This window comes from Legionella sp. ST3F1, from assembly GCF_048553315.1.
GTDB classification, from domain to species: Bacteria; Pseudomonadota; Gammaproteobacteria; order Legionellales; family Legionellaceae; genus Tatlockia; species Tatlockia donaldsonii.
In genome coordinates this window covers 51,345-63,196 of sequence record NZ_JBLZIO010000010.1, presented here as the reverse complement: position 1 = coordinate 63,196, position 11,852 = coordinate 51,345, and the positions used below count along the sequence as shown (strand labels likewise).

The window sequence follows — 11,852 nt, the reverse complement described above, 5'->3', positions numbered from 1 at the left end:
CATTTTCCTTATGCAGTTTCGTTAAATAGTTCGCGTCCAATCAACATCCGTCTGATTTCAGACGTACCAGCACCGATCTCGTAGAGTTTTGCATCACGCAGCAAGCGCCCAGTAGGGTACTCATTAATATAACCATTCCCGCCTAAAGTTTGAATGGCCTGCAGAGCCATTTGTGTGGCTCTTTCGGCTGTATATAAAATAACGCCCGCTGCGTCTTTACGGCTAACCATGCCCTGATCACAGGCCCGAGCTACGGTGTACAGATAAGCCCGTGATGCGCTCAATTCCGTATACATGTCTGCTAACTTACCTTGAATAAATTGGAATTCGCCAATGGCTTGTTCAAATTGCTTGCGTTCATGAATATAAGGTAAGACCACATCCAGACAGGCTTGCATGATTCCAACAGGACCTGCTGCTAATACCGTGCGTTCATAATCAAGACCGCTCATTAATACTCTTACACCTTTATTCACTTCTCCTAACACGTTTTTCGCAGGTACTTCACAATTGTCAAATACTAATTCGCAGGTATTTGAACCGCGCATACCGAGTTTATCAAGTTTCTGTGCCGTCCGAAAACCGTTAAATCCTTTCTCAATGATAAACGCGGTGATGCCTTTGCTGGCTGCTTGTTTATCGGTTTTTGCATAAACAACCAAAACATCTGCATCTGGACCATTTGTGATCCACATCTTGGTACCATTGAGAATGAATTTGTCGCCCACAGCCTGCGCTTGAAGTTGCATGCTGACAACATCGGAGCCAGCATTTGACTCGCTCATTGCCAACGCGCCAACATATTCTCCACTTATTAGTTTAGGCAAATAACGGTGCTTTTGCTCCGTTGTGCCATTGAGGTAAATTTGGTTCACACATAAATTGGAATGAGCCCCATAACTTAGGCCAACAGAGGCTGATGCGCGGGAAATTTCCTCCATCGCAATGGCATGCGCAAGATAACCCATGTTCGCGCCGCCATATTCTTCACTAACCGTGATGCCCAATAAACCCATTTCGCCCAATTTTTGCCATAGATGATTGGGGAAAGTATTATCTGCATCGATCTGAGCTGCCAGAGGAGCGATTTCTTTTTGGGCGAATTGATAAACACTATCTCGCAAAAGATCATAGGTTTCGCCAAGTTGATGTTGTATACCGACGTGCATAGATGACTTCCTGTTACTGAAGCAAATAGGCTAGACTATACCCAATCAAATTCAAGTTGCAACATCAATTTAAATGAGAATTTGTTGCAAGCGTTTGTCTTGGACTGTGCCAAGTGAATGAAGAGCACCTGTTTTGAAATAGGTAATCGACAAAGGAAGGGGATGTATATGCGTAAACTTGTGCTGTGGGGCCATCATGCTGATGAATATCAGGAAATGTTTGATTTATCAAAAGCAGATATGGAAACTCGCCTGTTGGAATATGGTTGTGGTCCAAGTGCAGTGAACGCGGAATTAACTGCCCATACACAGCAAATAGTGAGTTGTGATCCACTGTTTAATTTGGATAAGGATACTTTATACAGCAAAGTTACTTTAATTTTTGCTGATATGGTCAGTAGAGTGGTAAGGGATCAAGAGAAATTTGATTTTAGTCGCTATGGTAATCCTGAGGCCTTATTTGCAAAAAGGCGCGAAGGAATGGCTCGGTTTTTTGCTGATTATGAAAAAGGTAAGATGGCTAAGCGTTATATAGGAATAGGGAATTATGCCTTGCCGTTTGCTGATTTTTCCTTTGAATTTGCTTTAAGTTCTCATTATTTATTTGCTGATCTTGATGATCAGGATGTGGATTTTCACCTGCAAGTGATAAAAGAACTGGCACGTGTAGCCAAAGAGGTGAGAATTTTTCCTCTGATTGATCGTTACGGCCACCCATCTCCCTTTTTAGGACCTGTCCTTCTCGGCTTACAACAGGATAATTTAGGGGTAGAGGTGCGAGAGGTCGCTTATCATTTGCAACCCGGCGGGAACGCGATGCTGCGAGTCTGGGCACAACAATGCCAGCTTTAGCTGAAAACCTCTTGTCTTTAAGATCCTGGATTTGTTGGGATAGGACTGAGTTTAAAGTTTTGTGCCCAGATTTATCTAAATACCACCTATGAAAAAAAACGTTTCTTCATCTATACTCCCAATTATATTGTTGACTGTATGGTGAAAAGTAAACTTGTCCCTATGATTTGAGAATGTCATTAGCGATTTGATATTTTGTAAAACATGTTGATACCTATCAATCAGGAGGTGAGAAATTATTTTAGATAACGTCTTTATTAATTTAGTAAAAAGATGTAAGAATGTTTTGCTAGTATTAAATTTGTTTTAATTATTAATTTTGCAAGGAAGGCTCACTATGAAAAAGTCATCATTAGCTGTTGCTGCTCTGTTATCTGCACTTTCAACTGCTGCTGTAGTTCCTGTTGCTTTTGCAGACAATCAAGCTGCTGGTTCTCAAATTTCCTGTACTGGCTGCAAAGGTTGCAAAGGCTGCACTGGCTGCAAGGGCTGCAAAGGTTGTAACGGTTGCAAAGGCTGCAACGGTTGTAAAGGTTGCGGTGGTTGCGGCGGTTGCTCTGGTAGTTAATCGCTTGTTAAATAAAGAGGTAGTATGAAATTACTACCTCTTTATTATCGGTGTATTCTATGTTAACAATTGCTGAATTTAAGTTGCCTTCTCTGACAAACGGTAGCAAAGAGCGATATCTGCGTTATGCGATGCAAGTGCTTGAAGCACAGCAGCAAATGACTACCAAGAAAGGCAAGAATATTCTCCACTACACGTTGGAAAAGAAACGTCGCCATGTGCGAATGAATCATTATCCTAAAGGGGATCGTATCGATCATGATACTGGTGCGCAGTATTTTTATCACTGTCATCGCGAAGATCTTGCGAGTAATGAACACGGCCATTTCCACTGTTTTTTACGCTATAAACATATTCCAAAACAGATAAAACCGACTGATTTGCCAGACTGGGATAAAAATATCGATAATCCTATGACGCACCTAGTTGCTATTGCAATGAATCGTTTTGGCCAACCTATTCGTTTATTTACGGTTAATCGCTGGATTTCATATGAAATTTGGTACGATGCCAAACACATCTCGCGTTTTATCAAACAATTCAAAATGACCTTAGCTGATCCTTATTGGAAAATTCTCGATCAATGGGTAGAGGGTATGCTGCATTTGTTTTCCCCGCAAATTGCCTGGCTACATCAAGCACGAGATGCGGCTGTTGCCCGACACAAAACACTTTTTCCCAAAGAGAATGCTTATGAAGATAAGCAGATTGAAGAATGGTCGGCAATTACAATTGATCTTAACCAGCAGATACAGTGGTTATTGACTACCGAAACGGCTCCGAAGAATGAAATCGTTATTTAGTGGTTTAGGATGTATTCCTTAATTCTCAGCAGTATCTAATAGGTCAAAATAACAGGCATGGTTCTCTTGGAAATAAACTGATTTAATCGCTTTCTCCCCTTATGAACCTATTGTAAGATTGCTTTTTTTGGAGCTGTCATGTATTCACTTCTTCGTCCATTGCTTTTTAAACTAGATGCTGAGAAAGCGCACCAGCTGGTGCTTTCTACCCTCCATTATTTACCGAAAAGCTGCTTTAAACAGCCGCAAAAAACAGTTATTAAGGCTATGGGCCTAGAGTTTCCTCATGCTGTTGGTTTAGCGGCAGGATTAGATAAAAACGGTGAGCATTTGGATGCTTTAAGCAAACTGGGATTCTCCTTCATCGAATTGGGGACAGTAACACCTCGTGCGCAGGCAGGTAATCCTAAACCTCGTCTTTTTCGCCTGCCGCAGGCTGAAGCCATCATCAATCGCATGGGGTTTAACAATCTTGGTGTTGATGCCTTAATAGCGAATGTGGCTAAAGCTCGTTACAAAGGTATCTTGGGGATTAATATTGGTAAAAACAAAGAGACTCCCCTGACGAGCGCGGTTGAAGATTATCTTTATTGTTTACAGAAGGTGTACCAATACGCGTCCTATATCACTATCAATATTTCTTCACCTAACACGCCGGATTTACGTTTATTGCAGCAAGATAAATTTTTCCGTGTACTGCTTGGCCAATTGTGTGAAGAGCAAAAACGTTTAGCCGATGAGCAACAACGCCTGGTTCCTTTAGTCATTAAATTATCACCCGATGAATCAGATGAGACATTAAAACAAATGGCTGACGTGATCCTCCAACATCAGGTAGCTGGCATTATAGCGACTAATACTACTTGCAGACGGGATACTGTCAGTGCGTTGGCTCATGGAAATGAAACAGGCGGATTAAGTGGTAAACCCCTTGCTGAGCGTTCAACCCAGTGTTTGCGTTTATTAAAGCAGGTAGTGGGTAATGAAGTAACCTTAATCGGTGTTGGTGGTATTGATAATAGCCAGGTGGCCCGTGAAAAACTGCAGGCTGGAGCTTCTTTATTGCAAGTGTATACTGGCCTCATTTATAAAGGGCCTGATTTGATTGACACCCTGGCGAGAAATTTACAACAACCCTTATAAGTTCACCTTTAAACGGCTTGTTGTTTGAGTCGTTTTTTGACCCGATAAATTGGCAGTTTCCTCTAATTACGGTACAATTCGCCCCCTGAATGCCAACCCTAGCGCTTAGCCCATGCAAAAAAACACAATTGGTAAAACAGGCCTGCTTTATCGACGGTTACTGTCTTATGTTAAGCCTTTTTGGCCTATTCTTCTGCTTGGCATTTTTGCCAATATCTTGTATTCGGCTATTGATGCTGGCCTTACGTACATGATGCGGCCTTTTCTGGATAAAGGCTTTATTGATGTCGACATGACCTTTGTTAAGAAAATTCCTCTCATCATATTACTGGGGATTACAATCCGGGGCTTGGTAAGTTCTGCTGGCAGTTACTGTATGACCTGGGTTGCCCGCTCTGTGGTCAAAGTGCTTCGTCAGCGTGTTTTTGCGCATATTATTCGTCTGCCTGCTGACTATTATGATGAAGCTACTTCAGGACAACTATTATCTAAAATCCTCTACGATGTTGAGCAGGTAGCCCAAGTCAGTGCTGATGCATTGACTGACTTTGTCCAAAATACCTGTTTAGTGATAGGACTATTAACAGTGATGATGGTTATTTGCTGGCAACTGTCATTGATGTTTCTGCTGACTGTCCCTTTTGTGGGGCTCATTGTCAGTTACACTAATAAACGAGTGCGAAGAATTAGCCACAAAGTGCAAAAATCGATGGGAGAGGTGACTGAAATTGCTGGGGAAGCGATTGAAGGTTATCGGGTTGTAAGGATTTTTGGCGGCGAGAGCCACGAAGTGACCAAATTTAATCAAGCGACAGAAACGTCACGCAAAAATGATATGAAAGTCGCTGTAACCAAGGTAATGAATGTTGCCGGGGTACAATTTGTGATTGCTGTGGGGATTGCTTTAATCATTCTGGCTGCTATTAAGTTAGCAACCGTCATTACGATTACCGCTGGAGCTTTCCTGGCTATTATTGCTGCGATGTTCCAGCTTATCAAACCAATGAAAACACTCACGACACTCAATGCCGCGATTCAACGCGGATTGGCCGGAGCGGAGAGTGTTTTTAATTTATTGGATAAGGCTACTGAGCCAGATCAAGGTAAAAAAATAGCCCAGAAAGTGCGCGGTGATCTTGTGTTTGATAAAGTTAGTTTTGCATACCGTCGAGGGCAGCAGGTACTGCATGAGGTCAGTTTTAGCGTCGCTGCTGGTGAAACAGTCGCTTTGGTAGGTCATTCCGGTAGTGGTAAAACAACGATTGCCAGTTTAATTCCGCGTTTTTATGAGCTTAGCCAGGGTCGGATTTTGTTAGATGGAGAAAGCATTCAAGAGTTAACGTTAGCAAGCTTGCGAGAGCAAATTGCTTTAGTGAGTCAACACGTAACTTTGTTTAATGATACCATGGCTAACAATATTGCTTATGGTTGTTTTGATGTGAGCCGTGAACAAATTATTCATGCAGCCAAACTGGCTTTTGCCCATGAATTTATTGTTCGTTTACCCAGCGGTTACGATACCAAAATAGGGGAAAATGGGGTTCTTCTCTCAGGCGGGCAACGTCAACGTTTAGCTATAGCGCGTGCCATACTAAAAGATGCCCCACTTTTAATTCTAGATGAAGCAACTTCGGCCTTAGATAGTGAATCAGAGCGTTATATTCAATCTGCACTGGAACAAGTAATGAAAACAAGGACTACATTGGTTATTGCGCATCGATTGTCAACAATTAAACGAGCTAATAAAATTATCGTGATGAATCAAGGGCGGGTAGTTGAACAAGGCTCCCATCAGCAATTATTGGCCTTGGAAGGTCACTATGCTCAATTGTATCAACTGGGTATAGATAGTGCAGAAGAAGTTATTGGCTAATGTCACAATTTATCGAAAAGCTATGGTATAAAAAGCATTTTTTTCGTTGGTTTTTATGGCCATTTGCCCTGCTTTACCAACTGGTTATTGCGACACGCCGAATCTTTTTACAATGTTTTTGGCAACAACAATTTTCTGTTCCTATTATTATCGTTGGTAATTTGACAGTAGGGGGAGTGGGAAAAACACCTCTGGTAATTGCCTTGGCAAAGGCGTTTCAGGCAAAAGGATTACGGGTTGGTATTGTTAGTCGTGGTTATGGCGCTACGATTACTCAATTTCCCCACGAGGTTTCTGCTAGCGACCAGGCAATTTTAGTTGGTGATGAACCTTTATTACTGGCCAGGAAAACAGGTTGTCCGGTAGTCATTGCTCCGAAGAGAGTAAAGGCAGTTCAATATCTGTTAGATAAGTATCAGAGTCAAATCATCATTAGTGACGATGGCTTGCAACATTATGCTATGGGGCGGGCGGTAGAAATTGTTGTGATTGATGGGCTGCGCCGATTGGGAAATGGCTTTTGTTTACCCGCAGGCCCATTGCGTGAAAATGTTAACCGCTTGCAGAAAAGTGATTTAATTGTAGTGAATGGGGGAGAGTGGCCAGGCGCTTATTCCATGGTTTTGCAACCAGGTGAATTAACTCATTTGTCCACAGGACGAAATGTACCTATTAGCGCCCTGGAGTTTCCTGTGGCGGCTGTTGCAGCCATTGGGCATCCACAACGATTTTTCGCTACTTTGCAGAATCTTGGAATTACTTTTAAAAAATATCCTTTTCCAGATCATCATCGTTTTTTGAAAAATGAACTACAATTCACGGAAAAAGCAGTACTAATGACAGAAAAAGACGCCGTTAAATGCCAGGTTTTTGCTGATGATTCATGGTATTTTTTACCTGTAGAAGCTAAATTAAGCGACTCATTTTGGGAGGCGCTATGGTCCCATGAACACTTACAAGGTCATATTTGAGATGAAACGTACACAATTATCCAAGTTATTCGCCTGTTTTGCCTTATTGGCTACCAGTTACGTTGGCGCACAACCTATAGCCGAGACAGCAGTGAAACCGGAAGAAACGAAACAGGCACTTTCTTCCACTGCGCTACAAGCGGATTGGGTATTTTCTGGGATGGTGACTAATGAAAGTGGGGAACGCTACAACTATTATTTCCAAATGCAACGCGATAATAATCAATTCCATGCTATCGCAACCCTCATTGATGGGCAAACTCAAAAAGTATTGCTCTTTGAAGAGGCTATCACAACTATTGAACAACCTGCTGTCAGTAATTGGCAGGTAGGACGAGCTTTCCTCCAATTTAATCCCATTAACAACAGCTGGGTTTTTGGTGTAAAAACAAAGGCCCAAAAAGGATTCAATTTCAAGGTTGATATGTTAAAGCAGGCAGGAAATACACCTACTATTCAAGACTTGCGTTCTGGAATAGAGCTTTTAGTTAATCAAACTGGTCGTTTGAATGGACATCTACAAACGGGTGAGGATAGTAAAGAGCAATTTGTTACCGCCCAAAAGGCCTGGTTTAGGCAGATCTGGGTTAGTAAACCCCAGGAATCTCTCCATCCTTTCATTGGAATTTTATGCCAATTCAATGATGGTAGTGGTTTTTATTCAGTGAACTTACAGGAACCTGATGCTTTAAGAGGTGCTGTAGCGGGCTGGAGAAATATAGAAGGAAAAGCGGTGTCTATGTCACAATTTGTGACTTTGCAAGAAGAGAAAGAGGGCGTCTGGCATATTCGTATTGCTTCACCGAAAGTGCGTTTATCCTTGCAGAATGCATTAGCCGAGAATGATAACCAACATCAACTGATTGCTGGGTTGACGGATGGTATGATGCCCGGGTTTTGTACAATAAGTAAAGATAAAATTGGTCAGCAGCAACCTGGGGCAGAAGCAATTAATTAACGGTAAGTGTTCCGGGGGCTATGTATTTCGTCGTTGCGAGCCCTGTCGAAGCAATCCAGAACGATACTCATTGGAGATGAACAGGATTGCTTCCCTTTGTTCGCTATGGCGACTGTTTTTTATCGGTTCTCAAAGAATCGTGTACCTCGTCAGCGCTCACAATTAACGTTCCTTTAACGACATAAAATGCCTTTTATGTCGATTAAGCTATTGTTATTTTAGGAAAAAAATCGGTTAACATTGAGCAAAGTCACTATTCCCATAAAGATAAAAAACACAGCGCTAATAGAGCGTACCAGTTTCAGCGATAGCTTATTAGTTGTCTTGCTTACAAGCATAATGGCTGGAACGTCGGCGATCAGCATCCCCAGCGTTGTTCCCATGACAACCATGAAAGGCGTTGCATAATGAGCAGTGAAAGCAATTGTGGCTAACTGTGTTTTATCTCCCATTTCAACCAGAAAAAAAGTGAAGAAAGTAACCCAGAAAACACCCATTTTACCTTTGATCATTGGTTGGTTTTCTTCTAGTTTATCGGGTACAAAGGCCCAGATTGCCATTGCAATAAAGGAGCCGGCGAGTATCCAACGTAATGTCGTATGATTGATAGTGGAAGCTAACCAGATGCCAGCAGCGGCTGCCAGACTGTGGTTGATTAAGGTAGCAAATAGAATACCTAAAATAAGCGGTATAGGTCGCTTAAAATGTGCTGCTAAGATTATGGCGAGTAATTGGGTCTTATCACCTATTTCCGCGAAGGCGATTGCACCCGTTGATACAAGTAAAGATTCCATTTGGTTTGCCTCAGCTGGTGATAGACAAATGACTACTAATCTTCTCACCAGCTTCAAGAAGATAGGTAGTCAAAAGTCTTGCTAGGCCTAAGCTGCTTACACCATGGTTTGTAACCAAGGATGTTGATGTAAGCCACCTCTAGGTGAGGTGCAGCTACTCCCTATTGACCTGCGCGATTTTAACACAAATTATTTATTATGCAAAAATTATTTTATTAGACTTCTTGTATACTCTCTGTTTTAGTGCAAGGCGTAAGCGTTTCGAGGAGCGAAGTTTACATGAAGTAAATGAGCAACCGAGAAACGCAGCAAAAGATACAGAGTATGCAAGAGGTCTATTGATAGTCCAGTTGTGAATCTCGTTTGGTATCTCTCATAAAAAGATAAACTATCAGTGAACAAGCAATACAAATCGTAACATACCAATAAAAACCGCTTTCTATCCCCTTGGATTTAAACCATAAAGCGATATATTCAGCTGTCCCGCCAAATAGTGAAACCGTAATGGCATAAGGTAAACCGACACCAAGAGTGCGAATTTCTACAGGAAACAATTCAGCTTTAACTACGGCATTGATTGCCGTATAACCACTGACGATGGTTAAGGCAGCCATAATCAAGAGTAATGCTCCCCACCAGGTTTCAATGGTACTGAGTAGAGAAAGAATAGGTACTGTAAAAAGGGTGCCTAGCACACCAAATGCGATCAAAATCGGTCTTCGACCAACTCGGTCCGATAACGCCCCTATAACCGGCTGTAGTAACATGAAGACAAATAGACTTGCTGCCGAAATAAGTGTCGCTTCAATTTTACTCATTCCCACGCTATTCGTGAGAAATTTCTGCATGTAGGTACTATAAGTGTAGAAAGCCAGTGTGCCACCCATAGTTAAACCGACGACGAGAAGAATTTCTTTAGGATGGCGCATTAAGGCAAATAATAAATTTTCTTTTTTTGTGGTTTGTTTCTGAGTAATAAAGGAGGTGGTTTCCTCCATCCCCTTCCGCAGATACAGCGCTACGATTGCTAGAAGTGCGCCTACCAGGAAAGGAATGCGCCAGCCCCAATTTTCTAACTGTTCTGTGGTAAGAAAAAACTGTTGCAGTACTATTAATAAAGATAAAGCAATTAATTGGCCTGCAATAAGTGTCACATATTGGAAACTGGAGAAAAACCCACGTCTTTCTCTTGTAGCCATTTCGCTTAAGTAAGTAGCCGAGGTGGCATATTCGCCACCTACCGAGATCCCCTGCAGCAAACGGGCTAAAACAAGTAGTATAGGTGCGAGCAGTCCAATGGTTTCATAACCAGGGGTCAATGCAATAATAAGTGAACCAATGCACATGAGTAATACAGAAGCCAACAGCGCTTTTTTACGCCCGCAACGATCAGCATAGACTCCCATTAACCATCCGCCTATGGGGCGCATAAAAAAGCCAACTGCAAAAATGGCTGCCGTATTCATTAGCTGTGCTGTTAAATCGCCTTGAGGAAAAAAAGATTTAGCGAAATAAATTGAAAATGCGGCGTAGGCGTACCAATCATACCATTCTATTAAATTACCTATTGAACCACGAAAGATTGATTTAAGGCGGTCAGTGGTTTTAGGCTGCTCCACTGGTCTGGCTAACCGGTTAAGATCTTTCATGTTTCTTCTCGCTTCTTGAGAACAAGGTACGTTAATGTAGCAACCACGCAGCGTAATACAGGTTAAAGATCTTGTAAACTCCCCCCCCGTCTGGCGCTTCTTTTATCTTTTTAAATTTTGCTTTCTGGCTAATAATATTTGCTGCAATGCATTAGAGTTTCGGCGACTGGATTGACGTTTAGGACAATTAAATGGTTTACAAGATAGAGTTTATTTCTGCTACCTCTGCCCTGGAATTAAGTGCCCAGATTAGAGCCAATTGGGTCAAGTGCGATGAGGTAATAGACTCAAACGAGTTAGTTATAGAGGCAACGGATCTGCAAGTTTATCTTGCTGCGAGAGTTAAGGACAAACAAGTCGGACTTCTAAATCTTAAGTTCCCTTATTCTGCAAATGCTCATATTGGTTGGTTGGGCGTTTTGCCTGATTATCAAGGGCAGGGTGCCAGGACGTCACTGATTCACGCTGCTTATGTGTATGCAAAACAACAGCGGGTTCAAACAATGACGGTAGCCGTAGTTACTCCAGACAAAGAAAATAATGATTATTTAAAAAATTATCAATTTTATGAAAAACACGGTTTTCAACCGTTGTTGAATGGGTCTTCTGAAGCGGGAATGGTTTATATGTTAAAACCATTAAGCAATCCTTTGTACGATCTTGTTGCTCTGGAGAAAAATGCAAGATGGTTTGGTTTTGACTGGCCTAATCAAGCGATGATTATTGAGCAGATTATTAGTGAATGTGACGAGATCAAGGAGGCACTTGAACTACAGGAACCCAAAGAACGTATTCAAGAAGAAATAGGTGATTTATTACATAGCGTCCTGTCTTTATGTCTTTTTACCGGCTTTGAGCCAGAGCAAACGTTATTAAAAACAGTAGAAAAATTTTCGGCGCGTATGCGGGCTTTAAAAGCCATTACAAGAGAAAGAGGATTAGTAACTCTCAAAGGGCAGCCAATCGAACTGCTGCTTATGCTCTGGGCTGAGGCTAAAACTCGAACCAAGGCATGCTGAGACTTGAGTATTGTGCTTGTCTGAGCATATATTGGTTGACTTGAGGGATTTGA

General features: G+C 41.9%; 11 protein-coding genes and 1 riboswitch. Of the genes, 8 read left to right on the top strand and 3 right to left on the bottom strand.

The window, feature by feature from the left end:
- Positions 1-8: 8 nt before the first annotated feature.
- Positions 9-1,169: an isovaleryl-CoA dehydrogenase gene (locus ACN4Z1_RS08540; RefSeq protein ID WP_228363291.1), complete on the bottom strand. Its 1,161-nt coding sequence runs from the start codon at positions 1,167-1,169 to the stop codon at positions 9-11.
- 168 nt (positions 1,170-1,337) lie between these two features.
- Here ACN4Z1_RS08540 and ACN4Z1_RS08535 point away from each other — a divergent pair, with 168 nt between their 5' ends.
- The 7 genes from ACN4Z1_RS08535 to ACN4Z1_RS08505 all read left to right on the top strand — a co-directional run bounded on the left by ACN4Z1_RS08535 (position 1,338) and on the right by ACN4Z1_RS08505 (position 8,337).
- Positions 1,338-2,021 (top strand): hypothetical protein, encoded by a 684-nt coding sequence (locus ACN4Z1_RS08535; RefSeq protein ID WP_228363290.1) that lies wholly within the window; start codon positions 1,338-1,340, stop codon positions 2,019-2,021.
- 410 nt (positions 2,022-2,431) lie between these two features.
- Positions 2,432-2,617 carry a hypothetical protein gene (locus ACN4Z1_RS08530; RefSeq protein ID WP_228363289.1) on the top strand — a complete coding sequence of 62 codons (186 nt, stop codon included), beginning with the start codon at positions 2,432-2,434 and terminating at the stop codon, positions 2,615-2,617.
- 31 nt (positions 2,618-2,648) lie between these two features.
- Positions 2,649-3,392 carry a DUF6969 family protein gene (locus tag ACN4Z1_RS08525; RefSeq protein ID WP_228363288.1) on the top strand — a complete coding sequence of 248 codons (744 nt, stop codon included), beginning with the start codon at positions 2,649-2,651 and terminating at the stop codon, positions 3,390-3,392.
- A 138-nt stretch (positions 3,393-3,530) separates the two neighbouring features.
- Positions 3,531-4,535 carry a quinone-dependent dihydroorotate dehydrogenase gene (locus tag ACN4Z1_RS08520; protein WP_228363287.1) on the top strand — a complete coding sequence of 335 codons (1,005 nt, stop codon included), beginning with the start codon at positions 3,531-3,533 and terminating at the stop codon, positions 4,533-4,535.
- Between the two features lie 112 nt (positions 4,536-4,647).
- The gene (gene msbA / locus ACN4Z1_RS08515) at positions 4,648-6,408 is read left to right on the top strand and encodes a lipid A export permease/ATP-binding protein MsbA (RefSeq protein WP_115221807.1); all 1,761 of its coding nucleotides are present in this window, start codon (positions 4,648-4,650) and stop codon (positions 6,406-6,408) included.
- Positions 6,408-7,379 (top strand): tetraacyldisaccharide 4'-kinase, encoded by a 972-nt coding sequence (lpxK, locus tag ACN4Z1_RS08510; RefSeq protein ID WP_228363286.1) that lies wholly within the window; start codon positions 6,408-6,410, stop codon positions 7,377-7,379. The genes msbA and lpxK overlap by 1 nt, the downstream gene beginning before the upstream one ends.
- Before the next feature lies 1 nt (position 7,380).
- Positions 7,381-8,337 carry a hypothetical protein gene (locus ACN4Z1_RS08505; protein ID WP_115221805.1) on the top strand — a complete coding sequence of 319 codons (957 nt, stop codon included), beginning with the start codon at positions 7,381-7,383 and terminating at the stop codon, positions 8,335-8,337.
- 218 nt (positions 8,338-8,555) lie between these two features.
- Here the strand turns inward: ACN4Z1_RS08505 and ACN4Z1_RS08500 are convergent, their stop codons facing one another.
- Both ACN4Z1_RS08500 and ACN4Z1_RS08495 read right to left on the bottom strand, forming a co-directional pair.
- Entirely contained in the window at positions 8,556-9,131 is a 576-nt protein-coding gene (locus tag ACN4Z1_RS08500) for a TMEM165/GDT1 family protein (RefSeq protein WP_115221804.1), read from the bottom strand.
- 49 nt (positions 9,132-9,180) lie between these two features.
- A riboswitch (yybP-ykoY riboswitch) is annotated at positions 9,181-9,306 on the bottom strand.
- A gap of 160 nt (positions 9,307-9,466) precedes the next feature.
- Positions 9,467-10,780, bottom strand: coding sequence for an MFS transporter (locus ACN4Z1_RS08495; RefSeq protein ID WP_228363285.1), 1,314 nt, complete (start codon positions 10,778-10,780; stop codon positions 9,467-9,469).
- A gap of 191 nt (positions 10,781-10,971) precedes the next feature.
- Between ACN4Z1_RS08495 and ACN4Z1_RS08490 the strand changes: the two genes are divergently transcribed.
- The gene (locus tag ACN4Z1_RS08490; protein ID WP_228363284.1) at positions 10,972-11,799 is read left to right on the top strand and encodes a GNAT family N-acetyltransferase; all 828 of its coding nucleotides are present in this window, start codon (positions 10,972-10,974) and stop codon (positions 11,797-11,799) included.
- Positions 11,800-11,852 lie beyond the last annotated feature (53 nt).

Bases quoted from the DNA above. Each gene is read 5' to 3' on its own strand.
- ACN4Z1_RS08540 (WP_228363291.1), bottom strand. From the start codon at position 1,169: ATGCACGTCGGTATACAACATCAACTTGGCGAAACCTATGATCTTTTG.
- ACN4Z1_RS08535 (WP_228363290.1), top strand. From the start codon at position 1,338: ATGCGTAAACTTGTGCTGTGGGGCCATCATGCTGATGAATATCAGGAA.
- ACN4Z1_RS08525 (WP_228363288.1), top strand. From the start codon at position 2,649: ATGTTAACAATTGCTGAATTTAAGTTGCCTTCTCTGACAAACGGTAGC.
- ACN4Z1_RS08520 (WP_228363287.1), top strand. From the start codon at position 3,531: ATGTATTCACTTCTTCGTCCATTGCTTTTTAAACTAGATGCTGAGAAA.
- msbA (WP_115221807.1), top strand. From the start codon at position 4,648: ATGCAAAAAAACACAATTGGTAAAACAGGCCTGCTTTATCGACGGTTA.
- lpxK (WP_228363286.1), top strand. From the start codon at position 6,408: ATGTCACAATTTATCGAAAAGCTATGGTATAAAAAGCATTTTTTTCGT.
- ACN4Z1_RS08505 (WP_115221805.1), top strand. From the start codon at position 7,381: ATGAAACGTACACAATTATCCAAGTTATTCGCCTGTTTTGCCTTATTG.
- ACN4Z1_RS08500 (WP_115221804.1), bottom strand. From the start codon at position 9,131: ATGGAATCTTTACTTGTATCAACGGGTGCAATCGCCTTCGCGGAAATA.
- ACN4Z1_RS08495 (WP_228363285.1), bottom strand. From the start codon at position 10,780: ATGAAAGATCTTAACCGGTTAGCCAGACCAGTGGAGCAGCCTAAAACC.
- ACN4Z1_RS08490 (WP_228363284.1), top strand. From the start codon at position 10,972: ATGGTTTACAAGATAGAGTTTATTTCTGCTACCTCTGCCCTGGAATTA.